Below are 21,373 nucleotides of genomic sequence, written 5' to 3'. Positions count from 1 at the left end.
TTAACAATTATCTCTAATCACCATTATGCAACTCTCAGAAAATTCGAGTAATTCTTTTAATTTTCAAGAAGCTTTAGAACAAGAAATAAAAGGATTTGACACAAAAAATCCCCCCAAACAAGAATTAATTGATACTTGTGTTCACTGTGGATTTTGTTTATCAACCTGTCCTAGTTATCGCATTATTGGCAAAGAAATGGATTCTCCGAGGGGTAGAATTTATTTAATGGATGCTATCAACAAAGGAGAAGCAGCATTAGATGAAACCACAACCCAACATTTTGATAGTTGTTTAGGCTGTTTAGCTTGTGTTTCTACCTGTCCTGCTGGGGTAAAATATGATAGTTTAATTGCGGCAACTCGGCCCCAAGTTGAACGAAACCAACCCAGAAGTTTTACAGATAAAATCCTTAGAAGTATTATTTTTAATCTCTTTCCTTATCCCCAAAGATTACAAATTTTTCTTCCCTTATTTTGGGTGTATCAAAAATTAGGAATTCAAAAAATTATTCGCGCTACTGGACTGTTAAAACGCTTCTTTCCCCGTTTAGCAGCAATGGATTCCATTTTACCAGAAATTACCCTAAAATCTTTTAACCAAACCTATCCTGATGTCATTCCCGCCCAAGGAGAAAAACGTTATCGTGTAGGTATGGTTTTAGGATGTGTTCAAAGGTTATTTTTCTCCCCCGTTAATGAAGCAACTGTCAGAGTTTTAACGGCAAATGGGTGTGAAGTTGTTATTCCGAAAACCCAAGGATGTTGTGCTGCTTTACCGGCACACCAAGGACAAGAAAAACAAGCTCAAACCTTAGCCAAACAGATGATTGATAGCTTTGCTAATACAGAGGTTGATTATATTATTATTAATGCCGCAGGATGTGGTCATACCTTAAAAGAATATGGTCATATTTTAGCCGATGATTTAGAATACAAAGAGAAGGGTGAGCAATTTTCTAATCAAGTTAAAGACGTTCAAGAATTTTTGGCTGAAATTGGGTTGACGACTCAATTATCTCCTTTAACTGATGAAGAATTAATCATAGTATATCAAGATGCTTGTCATCTTTTACATGGACAAAAAATCAGTTTACAACCCCGCCAACTGTTAAAAGAAATACCAGGAATTACCTTAAAAGAACCCATAGATGCTGCTTTATGTTGTGGCAGTGCCGGAGTTTATAATATGTTACAACCAGAGGTTGCCGATGAATTAGGCAAACAAAAAGTTAATAATTTAATCAATACAGGAGCCAAATTAATTGCTTCTCCTAACCCTGGATGTTCATTGCAAATCAAAAAGCATTTAAGCTTGCAAAGTAAAAAAATAAGTTTAATGCACCCCATAGAATTATTAGATTATTCTATTAGAGGCATTAAATTAGAAGATTAATGACTGTCATCTTGTATCTAAAAAATCAAGCTTTTTGTTTAAGTTCTTAATTAGAATACATCAATTTTCGTCAAAAATTCGCTCCTACTAACTACTGACTTGCTAAAACCCATTTAAAATTCGTTTTAGCTCTCTAATGTTTATCATTGATGTTTTTGCACGAAATAAACAAAACTTGTGCTACCCTTAAAAATATTACGACTTCCTAGCTGATTATGGTTTTTTCTTCCCTAATTCGTACCCTACAGAAATCTCCCCTAACCAAAGAACTGTTAGGTAAACTTAAGAAAAATAACTATTTGGGATTAAAAGGGATTAACCGACTACCAAAAGGGTTAATTTCCTCAGCTTTGGCACAAGTTAACCAGCAAAATTTATTAGTTATTTGTGCGACCCTAGAAGAAGCAGGAAGATGGGCAGCCCAATTAGAGATTATGGGCTGGAAAACCGTTAATTTTTATCCCACATCAGAAGCATCGCCCTACGAACCTTTTAACCCTGAATCTGAAATGATTTGGGGACAAATGCAAATTTTATCTGCTCTTAATCTTCAAGAATCTAATCAGAATAATTGTGCAATTGTCACGACAGAAAAAGCCTTACAACCCCATTTACCTCCCCCAGATGTTTTTAATAATTATTGTTTAAACTTACAGCTAGGAATCACTTATAAATCCCAAGAACTTGACGAAATTTTAGTTAAATTAGGGTATGAAAGAGTTGCCCTAGTTGAAGTTGAGGGGCAATGGAGTCGTCGGGGAGATATTGTTGATATTTTTCCCGTTTCTTCAGAAGTTCCAGTAAGGTTAGAATGGTTTGGGGATGAACTCGAAAAAATCCGCGAATTTGATCCGGCTACCCAACGTTCCTTAGATAAAGTTGAGCAATTATTATTAACACCTACTAGCTTTAATTCTATTGTAGCAAATACTATTCAAGAAAGCAAGCAATCATTAGATAATTATCTATCTAATGAAGAAAAAGAAGCTTTAGAAAATTATAATTACCCGGCAGGAATGCAAAGATTTTTAGGGATTGCTTTTTCGGAAGCTGCGTCAATTTTAGATTATTTAAACCCGAATACCCTTTGTGTTTTTGATGAAGTGGATCAATGTCAATCCCATAGTGATCGCTGGTTAGAATATCTAGAAGAAAATTGGCAAGAATTAGAACAACCATTACCGAAAATTCATCGAGCTTTTCAAGACTCCTTAAAATTAGCAGAAAGCTTTCCTAAATTATATTTATCAGAAATAGCAGAAGTCAATGATACAGAGGCGTTAGATTTATCCAGTCGTCCCCTACCAACCACCCCTCATCAGTTTGCAAGATTAGCAGAAATATTAAGGGGGAAACGAGAGATTTATAGTGGAATTAGCCTAAAAAAATATACCACTTGGCTTATTTCTGCTCAACCTTCTCGTACCGTTTCTTTATTACAAGAACATGATTGTCCAGCACAATTTATTCCTAACCCTCGTGATTATCATGGTATCGACAAATCCCATATTCAAGGAACAGCTATTGCCCTAAAATATTCAGGATTAGCAGAATTAGAAGGCTTTATTTTACCCACATTTCGGATTGTAGTTGTCACCGATAGGGAATTTTTTGGACAGCACGTTTTAGCTACTGCAGCTTATATCAGAAAACGTCGCCGCGCTGCCTCTAAACAAGTTGATTTACAAAAACTTTGTCCAGGGGATTATGTTGTCCATAAAAGTCATGGAATCGGTAAATTTTTAAAACTAGAAAGTTTAGCCACCCGTGAATATTTAGTGATTGAATATGGTGATGGACTTTTGAGAGTTCCGGTGGATTCTTTTGATAGTTTATCTCGCTATCGTCATACAGGTTCCCAACCGCCAGAACTTCATACAATGACGGGCAAAACTTGGCAAAAAACCAAACAAAGAGTCCGTAAAAATATCAAGAAATTAGCCGTTGATTTGTTGAATTTATATGCCAAACGTTCTAAAAATACGGGGTATACTTATCCGGTTGATACCCCTTGGCAACAGGAATTAGAAGACTCTTTTCCCTATCAACCAACTCCTGATCAATTAAAGGCAATTCAAGACGTTAAAATTGATTTAGAAAGTGATCGTCCCATGGATCGATTAGTTTGTGGAGATGTGGGATTTGGTAAGACAGAAGTGGCTGTTCGTGCTATTTTTAAAGCCGTTACCAGTGGTCATAAACAGGTTGTTTTTTTAGCCCCCACAACTATTTTAACCCAACAACATTATCACACCTTAAAAGAAAGATTTGCCCCCTATCCCATTAATATTGGTCTATTAAATAGATTTCGGACAAATTCGGAAAAAAAAGACATTGTTGAACGGTTAGCAACGGGAGAATTAGATATTGTTGTTGGTACTCATCAATTATTAGGAAAAGGGGTAAAGTTTAAAGATTTAGGGTTATTAGTGATTGATGAAGAACAACGATTTGGGGTGAATCAAAAAGAAAAAATAAAAGCAATGAAAGCTCAAGTTGATGTCTTAACATTGACAGCAACGCCTATTCCTCGAACCTTATATATGTCCCTTTCAGGAATACGAGAAATGAGCTTAATTACCACCCCACCGCCATCTCGTCGCCCCATCAAAACCCATTTATCTCGTTATAATCCTGATGTAGTTAGAACCGCTATTCGCAATGAATTAGATCGGGGTGGACAGATATTTTATGTAGTTCCTAGAGTAGAAGGAATTGACGAACTTGGGGAACAATTAAAACAAATGGTTCCCAATGCTAGAGTATTAATTGCCCATGGTCAAATGGATGTCAATGAATTAGAAATAACCATGTTAGAATTTAATAATGGAGAGGGGGATATTTTAGTTTGTACGACGATTATTGAATCAGGATTAGATATTCCTAGGGTGAATACAATTATTGTTGAAGATTCTCAAAAATTTGGCTTATCTCAACTCTATCAATTAAGGGGAAGGGTAGGAAGATCAGGCATTCAAGCTCATGCTTGGTTATTATATCCGAGTAAGGCAGAAATAACAGAAACTGCCCGGCAAAGATTAAGAGCATTACAAGAATTTAGTCAACTGGGATCTGGGTATCAATTAGCGACTCGTGATATGGAAATTAGGGGAGTTGGGAACTTATTAGGGGCAGAACAATCAGGACAATTAGAAGCCATTGGCTTTGAGTTTTACATGGAAATGTTACAAGAAGCTATCAAAGAAATTCAGGGACAAGAAATACCCAAAGTTGAAGAAACCCAAATAGACTTACAATTGACTGCCTTTATTCCGGCTGATTATATTCCTGATCTTGAACAAAAAATGTCTGCTTATCGTGCAATTTCTACGGCTAATTCCAAAGCAGATTTAGTACAAATTGCAGCAGACTGGACAGATCGTTATGGTAAACTTCCCTCTCCAGTAGAACAATTATTACAAGTAATTGAATTAAAACAATTAGCAAAATCCTTGGGATTTTCTCGCATTAAAATTGAAAGTAAACAGCACATTGTTTTAGAAACACCTATGGAAGAACCCGCTTGGAAACTATTACAAGAAAATTTACCAAATCATTTGCAGTCACGCTTTATTTATAGCCCCAAAAAAGTTACAATAAGAGGATTAGCATTGATTAAACCGAATAAACAATTAGAAAATTTAATTGAATGGTTAGGTAAGATGAAAGCAATTGTTCCTGATGTTGAAGAATAAGTAACCATTGAATTTTCCCCAATTGAAAATTTACCGGTGGAGATTTTGTAGATGGTTAATCTTTCCTCTACCCTAAAAGGGCGTATGCCATACGCCCCTACAAAAACGGAATTTATCCCACTGTAGGGGCGCAAGGAACCTGCGCCCACAATGTAACTTTTGGCATAGGTGTATTTTTTCAATCTATTCGTTACTCTTAGTCCCTCATAATACTTAAATAATAGATTTCTCCTGCAACTAAAATGATACAGCCAATTATAGAAGATCACTTTTTAGTCTGTGGATTAGGTAGTTTAGGACAACATTGTGTCTTGTCTCTAAAAGAGTTTGGGGTGAAAGTAATTGCCATTGAATTAATAGAACCCCCAAGCTGGGAAATTCCTCAAATACCTGAATTATTAGATGATTTAATTATTGCAGACTGCCGACAAAATCGAGTTTTAAAACAAGCAAAAATTGAACAATGTCGCGCTGCTTTATTAGTAACAACCAATGAACAAGTTAATATTGAAACCGCTTTGGCAATTCGTCAATTAAATCCTAAAACTCGCTTAATTGTTCGTTCTGGCAAAGACAATCTCAATAGTTTATTACAAGAACAATTAGGGAATTTTATTGCTTATGAACCCACTCAACTTCCCGCATCTGCTTTTGCTATCGCCGCATTAGGAACAGAAATTAGGGGCTTTTTTACCCTAGATGGAAAACGTTTAAGAGTGATTGAACGTCATCTTAAACCTAAAGATAACTGGTGTTATGTTCGTCATCTTCATGAATTAAATAGTCGTACTCGTCGCTTACTATCTTATCAAGAAGGAACCCCAAAATTTAGTGGCTTATTTCATCAGTGGAACCCAGAAACCATATTACAACCAGGAGATATTGTTACTTATATTGAAAGTGCGGACACCCTGACAATGCAGTCAGAAATTACAGCTTTTATGTCTGCTCAAACTTCTCCAATAACCCAAAATTGGAGAAACAAAATTAAGCGATCGCTGTCTCGTCTCTGGAAAAAAGGACGACAATATATTAGATTAGTTGCCCTCATAAGTGGGGGAATTGTTTTACTTTTATTGTTCATAGGAACTATTTTAATTCACAATTATTATGGAGAATCTACTTTTCTTTCTGCATTTTTAGCGACAATGATCTTATTATTAGGGGGCTATTCTGACTTATTTGGAGAATTGAGAGAAATCGATGATATTCCGGCTTGGTTACAATTATTTAGCTTGGGGTTGACTTTAGCAGGAACAGCTTTTGTCGGGGTTTTATATGCCCTCTTAACAGAAGCATTATTATCAGCAAAATTCCAATTTACACAGCATCGTCTCCCCATTCCCCAACAAAATCATATCGTCATTGTGGGAATGGGAAGAGTGGGAAAACAAGTCGCTACATTATTAAAAGAATTTAAACAAACTTTTTTGGGAATTACTTTTAAACTAGATAATAATGATTCGGGAATATTATCCCAAATGCCCCTCATTTCAGGTAATCTTCAAGATATTTTACCCCAAGCTAATCTTGCCACAGCAAAAAGTATTGTGGTTGTCACTGATGATGAAATTCTCAACCTAGAAGTCGCTTTGATGGCCAAAAAGCTAAACCCTCATACTCATATAATCATCCGTACTGCCGGGCAACAATTAGGGCAGCATCTTATGCAAATTTTACCCCAAGCGCAAATTATTGGGGCCTATGGAGTCGCCGCAGAAGTGTTTGCCGGGGCAGCATTTGGCGAGAATATTTTAACTATATTTCGTCTGGATAACCAAACCATTTTGGTGACAGAATATCAAATTGAAGCCGGAGACACCTTAAACGGGCTGTTATTAGCTGAGGTAGCCTATGGTTATGGAGTCATTCCTATCTTGCATCAAAAGCCCCCCAATTCCTCTAATTTGATGCCATACTATGATATACGCTTGTCTGTCGGCGATCGCTTAATTGTTTTAGCCACCATTGATGGGTTAAGATGTATTGAACAAGGGCGACTAGCCATTAAATCAAAACAATGGCGCATTTACGTCGAAAAAGCAGCAAATGAAGATGCGGCCTTTGAAGGGGCCAATGCGATCGCCAGGATTTCTGGTTGTTCTTTAATTATGGCGCGAAACCTGATGAAAGAATTACCCGCCACTTTATCAGTTCCCCTGTACAATCATCAAGGGGAAAGACTGGTTAGGGAATTAAATAAATTACGAGTCGAAGCAAAATTGATAGAATAAAATTCTTATTATTAATCTAAGGAGATAGGATGATCAAAAAGATCCTTTCTACTGAACAAATTCGCCGTATTCTTACCCGTTTAGCTTCTCAAGTTCTCGAAAAATCAGGAGATCTTTCTGATATTGTATTACTGGGAATTTATACGAGAGGGGTTCCCTTAGCCGAAATGTTGGCCCAACAAATTGAGATGTTAGAAGGAATAAAAGTTCCCGTCGGGGCCATTGATGTCACCTTTTATCGAGATGATTTAGATCGCATTAAAACCCGTACCCCTGCTAAGACAAAAATTCCCTTTAATTTAACGGGAAAAACTGTCATATTAGTGGATGATGTTATCTATAAAGGTCGTACCATGCGGGCCGCGTTAAATGCTGTCAGTGAGTATGGAAGACCCCAATGTATTCGTTTATTAGTTTTAGTCGATAGGGGCCATCGAGAATTACCCATTCACCCTGATTTTACCGGAAAAAAACTGCCAACAGCGTCAAAAGAACAGGTAAAAGTTTATCTCCAAGCAACAGATGGCCGAGATGCCGTAGAGTTAATAAAGGAATAATTATATTACATCTTATGAGTGCAGAAATTATTTGCGTGGGAACGGAACTTTTGTTAGGGGACATTGTTAATACCAATGTGCAATTTTTAGCCAAAGAATTAGCCAGTTTAGGCATTCCCCATTATTATCAAACAGTGGTTGGTGATAATCCCATTCGCTTACAAGAAGTGATTAATATTGCTAGTAAACGGGCTTCTATTTTACTGTTTACTGGAGGTTTAGGGCCAACCCCAGATGATCTGACAACGGAAACGATTGCTCAGCTTTTTAACACCCCCTTAGAAGAAAAACCAGAAATTATTGAGGATATTCAAGGCAAATTTGCGGCAAGGGGGAGAGAAATGACCGATAATAACCGTAAACAGGCTTTACTTCCCCAAGGGGCCACTATTTTACCGAACCCTGGAGGAACGGCCCCAGGGATGATTTGGCAACCAATCCCCCATTTAACCATCATGACTTTCCCTGGAGTCCCCTCAGAAATGAAGCGGATGTGGGCAGAAACGGCGGTTCCCTACCTCAAAAGCCAAGGTTGGGGCAAAGAAATCATTTTTAGCCGAATGTTGCGTTTTCGGGGCATTGGCGAGTCAGCCTTAGCGGCCAAAGTTAACCATTTATTTAATTTAACTAATCCTACCGTTGCCCCCTACGCCTCTGTCGGAGAAGTTCGTTTGCGGATATGTGCAAAAACCGCCTCAGAAGCAGAAGCGATCGCCCTCTTTGATCCCGTTGCCGAAGAAATCAAAAAAATCGCCGGATTAGACTATTTTGGGCAAGATGATGACACCATTGCTGAGGTAGTGGGGAAATTATTGCGGGAAAATCAAGAAACGGTATCCGTTGCTGAATCTTGCACAGGAGGCGGTTTGGGGGCAATGTTTACCACGATAGCAGGAAGTTCTGACTATTTTTGGGGTGGGGTCATTGCCTATGATAATCGCGTGAAAATGTCCCTATTAGGGGTGAAATCAGAAGATTTAGCCGAGTATGGGGCCGTTAGTGATACCGTAGCGCAACAGATGGCTTTAGGGGTTAAAGAAAAATTAGGCACATCCTGGGGACTAAGTACAACCGGAATTGCTGGGCCAGAAGGGGGGACAGAAACCAAACCTGTAGGATTAGTTTACCTTGGTATTGCTGATCCTGATGGCAAAGTGGAGAGTATTGAATGTCGGTTTGGAGATACCCGCGATCGCTCCTCTATTCGCTATTTGAGTGAGTGTACTGCTTTAGATCAATTACGACGAAAAATATTAGTTAGGTAGTGGACAGAAAAGGCAGAAAATTGCCCCTTGGTGGTAATATGGATGAGATAAAATTTTCATTAAAGTTCCATAACAATTAAACAAGAGGAAACTAGAAAGATGGATTGGCGTGTTTTAGTCGTTGTTACTCCCCTTCTCATTGCTGCTAGTTGGGCAGCTTTTAATATTGCTGCTGCTGCTATTGGACAAGTTCAAAAGTTTCTCAGCAAAGAAAGCTAATTTTCGATTATTAAGAACCGTTACAAGGGAGGTTAAACTGTTGCAAGTCCCTGGACTGAATAGCGGAAACTTCCCTTTTTAAGTTATTTTGCAGAAAATCTTCGTTATTTATCCCCATGTCCCCTGCCGATCGCCTGATTGTTCCTTTAGATGTCCCTAGTCAAGAATCTGCGATCGCCCTGGTTGAGCAACTTCCTCAAGTGACGTTTTGGAAAGTTGGCTTAGAATTATTTGTCGCTGCTGGGCCGGACATTCTTAAATACCTCAAAAATCGTCAAAAACGCATTTTTTTAGACCTGAAATTTCATGATATCCCCAACACTGTGGCCGGGGCCTGTCGTTCGGCCAGTCACTATGGAGTAGATTTGCTCACCCTTCACGCCACGGCCGGTCAAAATGCTTTAAAAGCGGCAATAGAAGCCATTGCAGACAGTCCTTCTCCCCCCCAATTATTAGCCATTACCCTCCTCACCAGTTTGAATGGGCGGGATTTAGCTTTTGACCTCAAAATTCCCCTAGAACTCCCTGAATACGCCCTACAGATGGCTTTATTAGCCCAAAAATGCGGCATTCATGGGGCTGTGTGTTCTCCCCAGGAAGTCAGTCAACTTAGACAAGTCTGTGGCAAAGATTTTATTTTAGTCTGTCCTGGGGTTCGTCCCACTTGGGCCCAAGCAGGAGATCAGCGACGGATCATGACTCCCAAAAACGCCCTAGAAGCAGGGGCAGATTACCTAGTTATTGGTCGTCCGATTACAATGGCAGATGATCCTGTTATGGCGTGGGAACGTATTGTCAGTGAATTATGAAACCTTGGCTGTTAGGACTGTTATTACTGCTTAATCTGATCATTGGGGAAAGGGTTGATGCTGAAAATAAAATCATCAGGGTGGCCTGTCCTTCGGATATTGAAACCCTCATGACATTGATGTTGAAAGATTTACCTAGTTATGCAAATCGTGTGACTCAACGGGCCAGACGAGGCGATCGCACGGTGGATATTTATAATTATGTCATTATTGCAGGTAGACCGGAATTTGAGCCTTTACCCTTAACCAATTTACAATATCAGCCTGTTGTACCTGATCAGACTCAGCAGGTGTTTTTTACCACATTAGAACGGCAATATAGTCCAGAGGTAGCCATTGAGTTACAAAATTATTATTGGTTATTTTTGACCCCAAGTTCTGATGGTTGGCGATCGGTGTTACTCTTTTCTCAGTTGGCCGATTTACAACAAGGTGATCCCCCTTTACCTCCCCAAGATGCCAGTAATGGCGCGATCGGTCAAGCAATTAGTCTTTGGTTAAAAGATTGTCGTGCAGGAGTTTTAACACAATAAATTATGAATGATTTGAAACAGTTTGCGCCGGCCACTCAACGTAACCGTGAAGCAATTTTAGAAGTCTTATTAAGGGTTCTTCCCCCATCAGGAAATATCCTAGAAATTGCCAGTGGAACGGGAGAACATTCTATCTTTTTTGCCCCGGCTTTACGTCCCCGTCATTGGATACCTTCTGACCCTAATCCTATGTTAAGAGATAGTATTGAAGCTTGGAGTAAGGAGTTTCCCTCGGATAATCTTCAGGCTCCTCTTAATATTAATGCTCAATATTCTGTTTGGGAAGTTGAAGAACAAAAGATTAAAATTGCAGCAATTGTTAATATTAATATGATTCATATTTCTCCTTGGTCATCTTGTTTGGGACTGATGCAAGGGGCAGGCCGTTTGTTACCGTTAGGGGGAATTTTATATTTATATGGCCCCTATAAACAAGGGGGAAAACATACCGCACCCAGTAACCAATCTTTTGATGAATCTTTACAAAGTCAAAATCCAGAATGGGGAGTTCGCAATTTAGAAGATGTCATTAAGGTTGCTCAAAATCAAGGGTTAATCTTTAAAGAGATGATAACAATGCCCGCTAATAATTTATCAGTTATTTTTGAGAAGCTATAGCTTAATCTCTAATATGTACACACAATTACATGATAACAAAATATCCTCTAAGCTATTTAATGATTGTTAATGGGTTAGTTAATAAACAAATATTGCACCAGTTTTTTGTAAATTAAAGGTACGATGACCAAAGAAATTTGGTTCGGCTTTTTCAATCGTTACGGTGACAATATTATCGTCAGTGACATCAATATTAAACTTGAGAGTAAAGGGAGTTTCTGGATTAGGTGGAGCAAGGCTGTAAACCACAATATAAGCAGAGTCCCCAAAATTTTTGAGGATTCCCGTTTCCCCTGGAGATAGGGTATCAGGATTAACAAATTCTACGTCAGTTAAATCATATTCTAAGGATAATTCAGTTTTATTAATCAGTTTAACTTCAACGGGTTTCTTGGGATCAAATCGCGCCACAGGTTGCCAAAAACCAGGTTGATAAGTTTCTGCTGGGGGATTTTGTGCCATCATTGAAATTGGCACAGTTAAGGTCACGGTACTCAGAAGGGTTACTAAACCTAAATAAGCTGCTTTCATTGATATCTTTGGCTCATGAACTTCACATCAATAGCCAATAGCTTAACATAAATGCTAACTTAACATTTGTGTCAAATAGAAAAATTTATGGTAAAACTATAGAGTGAGCTAATTCATCTAGTCAAGTTTAAATTTTTTTAATCTCCTATTTTCTGAAAATAAGTAATCATTGAAATCATTAACGCTGTCAACTTTCCCCAGAGGAAACTGCTTTTATGTCCTCAAACTTAGATAAAGATGAATTTTTCTACCCTCATGGTCGTTACCATGGGGAAGTGAAACCCGAAAATTTAGTTTTTAACGCCAACTTACAGGAATTTGCCCAACGAGTCAGCTATGTTTGTAATTTAGAAACTGCTGGGAAAATTAAATCCGAACAAGCCTATAAACAGATTAAAGCCCTTTGGAAACAACTGAAATCCTCTAAACAAGAATTAGGCATTGGCGAAAATATATTTCAGCAAGATAGTGACGATGAGCCACCAACCCCGTAAAATAAGAACCAAATTTGGTATTTTACATAACTGCTAATGTCCCGTTCTAAAGCCATACAATATTATCTCTTAGCCCGTCTTTTGTTGGCCCCCTTAATGGTGTGGACAATTGTTACTTTGGTGTTTTTGCTGCTGCGGGCGACTCCTGGTGATCCAGCCGATGCAATTCTCGGAAATCGCGCCCCTGAAGCCACAAAAGAAGCTTTACGGGAAAGTTTAGGCTTAAATAAATCCTTATGGCTGCAATATTTCACCTATCTCGGACAATTACTGAGTTTGAATTTAGGAACGTCCATTACCAGTCAAGGACAGTCGGTTTGGGAAATTATTACCCAACATTTCCCTGCGACTGCTGAACTGACTTTTTATAGTATGGTTATTGCCATTGCTATTGGGGTGAGTCTAGGTATTCTCTCCGCTTCTCGTCCGAATACTGCGATTGATGTGGGTGGGCGATTATTTGGCATTATTACCTATTCTTTACCTATTTTTTGGGTGGGAATGTTATTACAATTAATTTTTGCCGTCCAATTACGTTGGTTTCCTTTGGGAACTCGTTTTCCCCTTGACCAAGTTCCCCCCAATGGACTAACCGGAATTTATACTATTGATAGCTTATTCGGTGGTAATTTGGGGCAATTTTTTACGGCCATTTATTATTTAATTCTACCTTGTTTTACCTTGGGATTATTATTAAGTGGAATTTTTGAACGAATGGTTAGGGTAAACCTCAAACAAACTTTACAGGCTGATTATGTAGAGGCAGCAAGGGCGAGAGGTATCCCCGAAAGACGAATTTTATTGGCTCATGCTTTGAAAAATGCTTTAATTCCTGTGATTACTGTATTAGGATTAACCTTTGCTGCCTTATTAGGGGGCGCAGTCTTAACAGAAGTGACCTTTTCTTGGCCAGGGTTAGGCAACCGTTTATATGAAGCGATCGCAGTGAGAGACTATCCTACTGTGCAAGGAATTATGGTCTTTTTTGGTGCTATTGTTGTCTTTGCGAGTATTTTAATTGACTTGGCCAATGCCTATGTTGACCCCCGAATTCGTTATTGATAGTTGATTTTAATTAACTTTTATTCATTCCCGTCAGATGTTGAAGAATGACATCAATTTTTCCGTCCACTTCATTGAGTTTTTGCTTAACCTCATCGATATCTCTTTCAAGTAACTCAAAAGCTTCTCCGATCCATCCTTTGGGATCTACTACGTTATCTAATTCTTTATACCCATCTTCAAGCTTGCTGAGTCGTCTTTCTAGGGCTGATAATCTTCGGTGAAATTCAAGGTCTGACATTGGTTAAACTCCTTAAATCTATTGTTTTGAGATATTCCTTCGAGGGAATGAGGAGGCTATTTGTATTATATCCTAATTTTCAAAAGCTTATTTGCTTGTTAACATCGTGTTATAGTAGGAATAAATCAACCCTTTGCTAGTTATTAATCATGAAATATTTTGAGACAATAAAAATAATTTATCGACGGGCATTAAGCTTTATTTTGATTAGTTTATGTCTATTATCATTAACAGCTTGTGCTTCATCTGAGAGTCAAAATCAAGTTGTTTTGTCAGTTTTAAGTGATCCTAAAACCTTTAATGCTGTCTTATCTCAAGAATCTCCTAATATTTTTGGTTTGACCTATGAAGGACTCATTACCGAAAATCCTTTAACCGCAGAAAAAGAACCAGCTTTAGCAGAATCTTGGGAATTTTCCGATGATAAATTGACCATTATTTTTACCTTAAGAGAAGGTTTAAAATGGTCTGATGGAAAACCTTTAACGGCTGATGATGTCGTTTTTAGTTACAATGATTTATATTTGAATGAGAAAATACCTAATAATTATCGGGATAGTTTTAGGGTAGGTAAAAAGGGAGATTTTCCGACAATTAAAAAACTGGATGATCGACGCATTGAGTTTAAAATTACTGAACCCTTTGCGCCTTTTTTAGACAATGCTAGTATTCCAATTTTACCGGCCCATATATTACGCAAGACCATTCAAGAAACAGATAAAGCAGGAAATCCAGTCTTTATAAGCACTTGGGGCACAGATACACCTCCTGAGCAAATTATTGTTAATGGCCCTTATAAACTCAGAGAATATGCGACCAGTCAGCGCATTGTTTTTGAGCAAAATCCTTATTATTGGAAAAAAGATCAAGAAGGACAACAATTACCAAATATTGAAAGAGTGGTTTGGGCAATTGTAGAATCTACCGATACAGCTTTATTACAATTTCGCTCAGGAAGTTTAGACTCGATTAGTGTTACCCCTGAATATTTTTCTCTCTTAAAACAGGAAGAAAATCGCGGAAACTTTACCGTTTATAATGGTGGCCCTGCTTACGGAACAACCTTTATGTCTTTAAATCTAAACCAAGGTAAACGGGATGGTAAACCCTTAGTTGATCCCATTAAATCCGCTTGGTTTAATAATATAAATTTCAGAAAAGCAGTCGCTTACGGGATTGATCGCCCTCGGATTATTAATAATATTTATCGAGGTTTGGGTGGCCCACAAAATACCCAAGAATCTGTGCAATCTCCTTTTTATAATAAATCAGTAAAGGGGTATGATTATGATCCTGCAAAAGCGAAAAAACTGCTTTTACAAGAAGGTTTTAAATATAATCAAGGGGGAGAATTATTCGATAGTAAAGGAAATCAAGTCAAGTTTACTTTAATTACCAATGCTGGCAATAAAATTCGAGAAGCAATGGGGGCCCAAATTAAAGAAGATTTGAGAAAGTTAGGAATGCAGGTAGATTTTAGTCCTTTAGCGTTTAATGTTTTAGTTGATAAACTTAGTAATTCCTTAGATTGGGAGGCACATATTATCGGATTTACGGGAGGAAATGAACCCCATTCACCTAATATTTGGTACACGGATGGTAACTTACATATGTTCAACCAACAACCCCAAGCAGGAAGTCAACCTATTACCGGACAAGTTTTTGCTGACTGGGAAAAAGAAATCGAAGCTTTATATGTTGCAGGATCTCAAGAATTAGTCCTAGAAAAGCGCAAAGAAATTTATAATAAAAGCCAAGAATTAGTATCAGACTATTTACCGTTTATTTATTTAGTTAATCCTTATTCTTTGGCGGCGGTTAGAAACCGTTTTGATGGAATTCAATATTCCCCATTGGGCGGTGCATTCTGGAATATTGAGAAACTTTCGGTTAATGATATGACTGAGGAACAAAATTAATGATTGTTAACTCCTACTTTCTCTTTTGACCATAAATTTAAACAGTTAGTTATACTTAGTAAGGTGGGCATTGCCCACCCTACATTAGACTTCTTGCAGAAGTAAGGCAAAAGGCAAAAGTTAGAAAATTCCAGGCTTTGGCCCATGGTAATCTTCGTTATGTGGGACTTTTGCAAGAGGTTTAATTAATCAGCTTCTAAGAATTTAAGATAACTTTCACTCAACTCTTTAACCGCTAATTCATAGAATTCTTTGCCATGTTCAGGAGTCGCTAAAGCAGGATTTGATCCCATTCTACCATCAGGATAATGAGCGCGAAAATCTGCCGCCCCATAAATGGGATATCCTGACCCCACATCAGCAGACAAAGGCGCATTTTTAATAGAATCAGGATACACATATTGAGTCAACGCAACCTCAGATGGAGTCGCATGGGAACCCTCTTGATCGCCATATAATTCCTTCGCTTTTTGATAAACAGAACGACACATAAACCAGTTACCCACCTGACAATGAACTTGAGCAGCTTGGGCAATTTTTAGCTGAGATAACTGATAATAAGTCTCTGAAAAAGCCGCTTTTAACGTAGCAATATTGCCCCCATGACCATTGATAAAAAAATAGCGAGTAAACCCCGCTTCCGTTAAACAGGTAAGATAATCAATAATCACCTGAATTAAGGTACTAGGACGTAAACTCATGGTGCCAGGAAAGGCTGTATGATGTAAAGCCATCCCGACATTAATTGTCGGCCCCACCAAGCTATTAGTTGCCTCTCCCACTCCTTTAGCGATCGCCTCTGCACAGATGGCATCTGTCCCAATAAGGCCAGTGGGGCCATGTTGTTCCGTTGAACCAATAGGAATAATGATACCCTGATTGGTTTGTAGATAATGTTCAACTTCTTGCCAGGTACTGAGATGTAATAACATAATCAATGAAAATAAAGAAACAATAAAGAAACTTTTTCAGCCACAGCGTCCGGTTTTGTTGTATATGTTGGCATAGAATGAAAAAGTTGAGTAATTATGCTGTCTTTTGACTTGTCTCAAAATTCCCCTAACCCCTCTGTTGTTCGGACTCACCGCATTCTCGTGGTGGAGGATGAAGATGTCATTCGAGATATGATTGTTCTGGCCCTAGAAGAAGAAGGTTACGCCGTCGTAACAGCCAGCGATGGACGGACTGCCTTAAATTTATTGCAGCAAGATGAAGACAACGCTAAGGCAGCAGATATGGAGTTTGATCTGCTGATCTTGGATCTGATGTTACCACAGGTCAACGGCTTAGATATTTGTCGTTTACTGCGTTATCAAGGCAATATTGTGCCGATTTTAATTCTGAGTGCCAAGGCCAGTGAAACTGATCGGGTTTTGGGGTTAGAAGTAGGGGCAGATGATTATTTAACTAAACCCTTTAGTATGCGGGAATTAGTGGCTCGTTGTCGGGCTTTGATTCGTCGTCAAGGCTTTAGTAATGTGTCCTCTGCGCCTGTGCGAAAGTTCCGCGATATTACCCTATTTAGCGAAGAATGTCGGGTAGTGGTTCGAGAGGAAGAAATTAACCTTTCTCCCAAAGAATATCGTTTATTAGAGCTATTTATGAGCTATCCTCGCCGTGTTTGGTCGCGGGATCAATTAATTGAACAAATTTGGGGGCCAGATTTTTTAGGGGATACCAAAACCGTTGATGTTCATATTCGTTGGTTACGGGAGAAACTAGAAAAAGATCCCGGTCAACCAGAATATTTAATCACTGTACGGGGGTTTGGCTATCGTTTTGGCTAAAAAATGATACTTTAACTAAAGATTTTGGGCTTTCCTCTCCTTGTTATGATAGGCTGAAAGTCCAAGGAAAAAGGATGATAAAGGCCTTGGTGATTGTCCTTAGTTTTCTGCCTATCTGGAAGATTTTCCCCTTGATAACCATGAAACACACTCTTTCTGTTTTAGTTGAAGATGAAGCGGGAGTTTTAACCCGTATCGCTGGTTTATTTGCCCGTCGTGGGTTCAATATTGAAAGTTTAGCTGTAGGGCCGGCTGAACAAGTTGGGGTTTCCCGGATCACCATGGTGGTTCCTGGAGATGATAATAGCATTGAACAATTAACTAAGCAACTATACAAATTGATTAATGTTCTTAAGGTAAATGATATTACTCAAACCCCTTGTGTTGAACGGGAATTAATGTTAATTAAAGTCAATGCCAATGCCTCTAACCGAGCAGAAGTGCTGGAATTAGTGCAAGTTTTTCGAGCGAAAATTGTCGATATGTCTGAAGAAACAGTCACCGTAGAAGTCGTTGGCGACCCTGGTAAAATGGTGGCAATTTTTCAGATGTTAAATAAGTTTGGCATTCGGGAAGTGGCCCGCACGGGTAAAATTGCCCTAACCCGCGAATCACGGGTTAATACTGAATACCTGAAATCTCTTGAAGCTAAGGTATTTTAAGCTTACACCCTAAAGGGTTCAGCTATACAGACAAAGCCCGCCTTCGCGGGCTTATCATTAGGCTGTGCAGACAGCCTTTGTTGTTTTAGTATCAGGCTTTAGACTGTATATAGTTGTTGATTTTGCTTATTAGATTTTTACAGGACTGACCAATAGAAGTTACCCCTAGGGGCAATTCATGAATTGCCCCTACAAAAAACATAAATCATGTTGGTGTTTCGTCAGTCCTATTTTAGTTGTTTTTCATATAAATTATGCAATAAATTTTCTAATTGTTCCTCTGAACAACATTCAATTAAAGCATAAAAAACATCGAGTAATTTTGCCCCACTGTCTCCGTGCATGGCACTTAAAGCCCAAACATCTTCTACCCAGTCTTGGGGATAAGTTTCTTCAAAAATGACTCTTTCTAAGAGTTGTTTGATTTCGGGTTTAGAAATTGACATATTACTTACAATAATTTAGTTATATTTTAAAGCATATTGCTTCAATTCATTGAGGGACACAACTTCTAAAGCTCTCGCATGAGTCGCTTCTAAAATCACAGGAGGAGCAACCCCTGCATCTTTAGCTTCTTGCCAACGCTCAGCACATAAACACCAGCGATCGCCTGGTTTTAACCCAGGAAAATTATAGGCTAACATGGGGGTACTTAAGTCATTTCCCTGCAATTTTGTAAAGGCTAAAAATTCAGCCGTCATTTGAGCGCAAATTACGTGAACCCCAAAATCTTGACCCCCTGTGCGACAATATCCATCTCGATAATATCCGGTGATGGGATCAGTACAACACACTTTTAAATCCGTTCCTAAAACATTTTTGCCATCTATCATTGTTTGAATTCCTTTAATGGTTAGGTAATCAAAAATAGGTTAAATAAATCAGCCAAATTTGTAATGTTTTCTCACATCACCACGAATATGCCAAGTACAAGACATTCCAGCAGGAAAGGTCACTAAATCCCCTTTTCCCATCGAAACGGGTTGCTCCCCATCAGGAGTGACAATGACATCTCCTTCGAGAAAATAACAGGTTTCTGACTCATCATAAGTCCAGGGGAAGATAGAGACTTCTTTACTCCAGGTAGGCCAACCTTTAACCCCTAATTCTTCTAAACGTGCTTCACTAGGTTGATGTTCAATCTTAATGGCAGTGGTTGCTTGATTACTCATCTTTAAAGGCTTTTTCTGTTACAAAATTAACTAACCAACATTTTAACTATAAAGTTAATCTTAAAATCTGTAAAGGGGTTCAGTGAAATTTGGGTTTTCCGGCTGGTTTGTTAATATTTGATTAATTACAAGCCCCTTAGTTGTGGACTTACAGTAACGTTATTAGAAATTCACCGTATTGTATTAGTTAAGAAAAATTTACTGTTATAAATATGAGCAAATTTTCTGGTTTTTGCTGGGGATTATGGGGATTACTTATTCCTTTAATTCCACAAGCTGCTTTAAGTGCAGACAAAATTTACTTTATTTATGGGCCCTTCAATTTTCCGCTTTCCGTTGATTCTTTAGAAGTATATGCTAAAGAGGGGAAAATTACGAAAGAATTTTCTCTTTATGCTAGTCAATTTGATGAACAGACTTTAATTGAACTGCGTCAAACTTTACAGGAACGTCATACTATTGATGGGGTCAGATTTTCCCGTTTATTGCGAACCCCTTTAATGGAAGATTTATTAAAAAGTATGGGGCAAATTTTTAGTACCCATCCTAATTCTAATGGATTTTACGCCATTCGTGGGGCCTTAGTTTCTGCTGCTATTCATCAGGATAAAGAGGGATGGACAGCAATCGATGTAATGCGTAATTTTCCGACTGATAGTATTGCTATTGATACACAACTTGCTACAAAAATGCTCAAAAACACTAAATTTTAAGGGTTAAAATTATGAAAAGAAGAGACTTTTTAATTCAATCTACCTTAACCGCTTTGGGAACGATGGCATTGCATAATTTACCGGTACAATCTCAACCCATGTATAAACAATATAGTTCTTACAAAAGTTGGAAAAGTGACAATAGTTTTTTGAAGGGAATTAATGCCCCAGTTTTCCAAGAACTTGATATTACTAATTTAAAAGTATCGGGAACAATTCCACCAGAAATTAGGGGAATGTATGTTCGTAATGGCCCTAATCCCATGTTTAAACCAGAGTCTTATAATTATCCCTTAGAAGGGGATGGAATGTTACATGGAATTTCCTTTGAAAATGGAAAAGCTAGTTATAAAAATCGTTGGATTCAAACTCGCGGACTTGCTTATGAAAGGTTTGAAGGAAAAGAACTTGATGAATTAAAATTTAAGAATTATGCAAATACAAATATCATGTCCCATGGGGGCAAACTTTTGGCTTTATATGAGATTGGTTTACCCTATGAAATAACTCAAGAATTAGAAACAGTTGGAGAATGGAATTTCCAGGGAAATTTAGAACAGTCCATGACAGCCCATCCCAAAATCGATCATACCACAGGAGAATTACATTTCTATCGTTATTCATTTTTTAATTCACCTTATTTACATTATTATATTGCTGATAAACAAGGAAAAATTATTAGAAATTATCCGATTGAAATTGCAAAACCTGTCCTGATACATGATATGGCACTCACTGAAAATTATGCCATTTTCTTTGACTGTCCTTTGGTTTTTAATCTGGAAAAAGCAAAGGCAAATAATACCCCTTTTACTTGGGAACCTGAAGGGGGAACAACCATTATTTTAGTTGATCGTCATCATCCTGAAAAAAAACCTATTTATCTGAAAATAGGAGCATTTTGGCTATGGCATTTTATGAATTCCTTTGAAAAGGATAATCAATTAACAATTGATTTTGTTCACTATTCTAAAATGAACCTAGAAACCAATCTAGAAGCAATTTCATCTAATAAGTCTAATCTACAAAGAATGACTATTGATTTAAAAAGTCATCAAATTAATCAAAGATCTATTGATGATCATTCCATTGAATTTCCTGTTATTGATAGTCGTAGAATGGGACAACCCTATCGCTTTGGTTATACCCCTTATATTGACAATAACTTACTCGCTAAAAAACAAACTATTGGCTATTTTCCTGCTTTAATTCAATATGATATGGTTAACCAAAATCATAAAACTCATCAACTGAAACCAGGTTGTTATTGCGGAGAAGCTTCCTTTATTCCCCACCCCAATAAAACTGGTGAATTAGATGGCTATGTGGTCACTTTTGTTTACAATGAAAATACAAATACCAGTGATTTATTAATTATTGATCCTGCTAATTTTGAACAAGAACCCATCGCAACTGTCCATTTACCTGTACGGGTTCCTAGTGGGTTTCATGGTAACTGGATAAGTTAG

22 protein-coding genes are annotated in these 21,373 nt (G+C 38.0%); 16 read left to right on the top strand and 6 right to left on the bottom strand.

Annotated features, from left to right (window positions below; translation table 11 throughout):
- The first annotated feature begins 25 nt into the window (after positions 1–25).
- From VB715_RS12090 to VB715_RS12050, 9 genes are all read left to right on the top strand, one after another.
- Entirely contained in the window at positions 26–1,393 is a 1,368-nt protein-coding gene (locus VB715_RS12090; protein ID WP_323301467.1) for a (Fe-S)-binding protein, read from the top strand.
- A 215-nt stretch (positions 1,394–1,608) separates the two neighbouring features.
- Positions 1,609–5,088, top strand: a complete 3,480-nt coding sequence (gene mfd, locus VB715_RS12085; RefSeq protein WP_323301466.1) for a transcription-repair coupling factor — start codon at positions 1,609–1,611, stop codon at positions 5,086–5,088.
- Positions 5,089–5,330: 242 nt separating this feature from the next.
- Positions 5,331–7,322 carry a potassium channel family protein gene (locus tag VB715_RS12080; RefSeq protein WP_323301465.1) on the top strand — a complete coding sequence of 664 codons (1,992 nt, stop codon included), beginning with the start codon at positions 5,331–5,333 and terminating at the stop codon, positions 7,320–7,322.
- A gap of 29 nt (positions 7,323–7,351) precedes the next feature.
- Positions 7,352–7,879: a bifunctional pyr operon transcriptional regulator/uracil phosphoribosyltransferase PyrR gene (pyrR, locus tag VB715_RS12075; protein WP_323301464.1), complete on the top strand. Its 528-nt coding sequence runs from the start codon at positions 7,352–7,354 to the stop codon at positions 7,877–7,879.
- Between the two features lie 14 nt (positions 7,880–7,893).
- The gene (locus VB715_RS12070; protein ID WP_323301463.1) at positions 7,894–9,144 is read left to right on the top strand and encodes a competence/damage-inducible protein A; all 1,251 of its coding nucleotides are present in this window, start codon (positions 7,894–7,896) and stop codon (positions 9,142–9,144) included.
- A gap of 99 nt (positions 9,145–9,243) precedes the next feature.
- Positions 9,244–9,363, top strand: coding sequence for a photosystem II protein Y (locus VB715_RS12065; RefSeq protein WP_323301462.1), 120 nt, complete (start codon positions 9,244–9,246; stop codon positions 9,361–9,363).
- A gap of 116 nt (positions 9,364–9,479) precedes the next feature.
- Positions 9,480–10,172, top strand: a complete 693-nt coding sequence (gene pyrF, locus VB715_RS12060) for an orotidine-5'-phosphate decarboxylase (protein ID WP_323301461.1) — start codon at positions 9,480–9,482, stop codon at positions 10,170–10,172.
- Entirely contained in the window at positions 10,169–10,705 is a 537-nt protein-coding gene (locus VB715_RS12055) for a hypothetical protein (protein ID WP_323301460.1), read from the top strand. The genes pyrF and VB715_RS12055 overlap by 4 nt, the downstream gene beginning before the upstream one ends.
- 3 nt (positions 10,706–10,708) lie before the next feature.
- Positions 10,709–11,323, top strand: coding sequence for a DUF938 domain-containing protein (locus VB715_RS12050; protein WP_323301459.1), 615 nt, complete (start codon positions 10,709–10,711; stop codon positions 11,321–11,323).
- A gap of 78 nt (positions 11,324–11,401) precedes the next feature.
- Here the strand turns inward: VB715_RS12050 and VB715_RS12045 are convergent, their stop codons facing one another.
- Positions 11,402–11,854, bottom strand: coding sequence for a hypothetical protein (locus tag VB715_RS12045; protein ID WP_323301458.1), 453 nt, complete (start codon positions 11,852–11,854; stop codon positions 11,402–11,404).
- A 215-nt stretch (positions 11,855–12,069) separates the two neighbouring features.
- Here VB715_RS12045 and VB715_RS12040 point away from each other — a divergent pair, with 215 nt between their 5' ends.
- Both VB715_RS12040 and VB715_RS12035 read left to right on the top strand, forming a co-directional pair.
- Positions 12,070–12,348 carry a citramalate synthase gene (locus VB715_RS12040; RefSeq protein WP_323301457.1) on the top strand — a complete coding sequence of 93 codons (279 nt, stop codon included), beginning with the start codon at positions 12,070–12,072 and terminating at the stop codon, positions 12,346–12,348.
- Positions 12,349–12,384: 36 nt separating this feature from the next.
- Positions 12,385–13,410: an ABC transporter permease gene (locus tag VB715_RS12035; RefSeq protein WP_323301456.1), complete on the top strand. Its 1,026-nt coding sequence runs from the start codon at positions 12,385–12,387 to the stop codon at positions 13,408–13,410.
- Between the two features lie 13 nt (positions 13,411–13,423).
- On the opposite strand, the gene VB715_RS12030 is transcribed toward VB715_RS12035, so the two are convergent.
- A complete protein-coding gene (locus tag VB715_RS12030; protein WP_323301455.1) occupies positions 13,424–13,651 on the bottom strand; it encodes a hypothetical protein in 228 nt (75 codons plus the stop codon).
- A gap of 149 nt (positions 13,652–13,800) precedes the next feature.
- Here VB715_RS12030 and VB715_RS12025 point away from each other — a divergent pair, with 149 nt between their 5' ends.
- A complete protein-coding gene (locus VB715_RS12025) occupies positions 13,801–15,570 on the top strand; it encodes an ABC transporter substrate-binding protein (protein WP_323301454.1) in 1,770 nt (589 codons plus the stop codon).
- Positions 15,571–15,755: 185 nt separating this feature from the next.
- Here the strand turns inward: VB715_RS12025 and VB715_RS12020 are convergent, their stop codons facing one another.
- Positions 15,756–16,502 (bottom strand): creatininase family protein, encoded by a 747-nt coding sequence (locus tag VB715_RS12020; RefSeq protein WP_323301453.1) that lies wholly within the window; start codon positions 16,500–16,502, stop codon positions 15,756–15,758.
- A gap of 96 nt (positions 16,503–16,598) precedes the next feature.
- Here VB715_RS12020 and VB715_RS12015 point away from each other — a divergent pair, with 96 nt between their 5' ends.
- Together VB715_RS12015 and ilvN are read left to right on the top strand one after the other, a co-directional pair.
- Positions 16,599–17,357, top strand: a complete 759-nt coding sequence (locus tag VB715_RS12015; RefSeq protein WP_323301452.1) for a response regulator transcription factor — start codon at positions 16,599–16,601, stop codon at positions 17,355–17,357.
- Between the two features lie 140 nt (positions 17,358–17,497).
- Complete coding sequence (ilvN, locus tag VB715_RS12010; RefSeq protein WP_323301451.1) at positions 17,498–18,019, top strand: acetolactate synthase small subunit; 522 nt, start codon at positions 17,498–17,500, stop codon at positions 18,017–18,019.
- A 227-nt stretch (positions 18,020–18,246) separates the two neighbouring features.
- Here the strand turns inward: ilvN and VB715_RS12005 are convergent, their stop codons facing one another.
- Genes VB715_RS12005 through VB715_RS11995 form a run of 3 tightly spaced genes read right to left on the bottom strand, consistent with a single transcriptional unit; the run spans position 18,247 to position 19,191 of the window.
- Positions 18,247–18,465: a hypothetical protein gene (locus VB715_RS12005; protein ID WP_323301450.1), complete on the bottom strand. Its 219-nt coding sequence runs from the start codon at positions 18,463–18,465 to the stop codon at positions 18,247–18,249.
- Positions 18,466–18,480: 15 nt separating this feature from the next.
- The gene (locus VB715_RS12000; protein ID WP_323301449.1) at positions 18,481–18,852 is read right to left on the bottom strand and encodes a DUF2237 domain-containing protein; all 372 of its coding nucleotides are present in this window, start codon (positions 18,850–18,852) and stop codon (positions 18,481–18,483) included.
- Positions 18,853–18,900: 48 nt separating this feature from the next.
- On the bottom strand, positions 18,901–19,191 hold the full coding sequence (locus VB715_RS11995; RefSeq protein WP_323301448.1) for a cupin domain-containing protein: 291 nt from the start codon (positions 19,189–19,191) through the stop codon (positions 18,901–18,903).
- A 212-nt stretch (positions 19,192–19,403) separates the two neighbouring features.
- Between VB715_RS11995 and VB715_RS11990 the strand changes: the two genes are divergently transcribed.
- Positions 19,404–19,904 carry an alpha/beta hydrolase gene (locus tag VB715_RS11990; protein WP_323301447.1) on the top strand — a complete coding sequence of 167 codons (501 nt, stop codon included), beginning with the start codon at positions 19,404–19,406 and terminating at the stop codon, positions 19,902–19,904.
- Positions 19,905–19,915: 11 nt separating this feature from the next.
- A complete protein-coding gene (locus tag VB715_RS11985) occupies positions 19,916–21,373 on the top strand; it encodes a carotenoid oxygenase family protein (RefSeq protein WP_323301446.1) in 1,458 nt (485 codons plus the stop codon).

Source organism: Crocosphaera sp. UHCC 0190, assembly GCF_034932065.1.
Taxonomy (GTDB): Bacteria; Cyanobacteriota; Cyanobacteriia; order Cyanobacteriales; family Microcystaceae; genus UHCC-0190.
The sequence above is the reverse complement of the archived record's forward strand: the minus strand, read 5'-3'. Positions and strand labels throughout refer to the sequence as shown.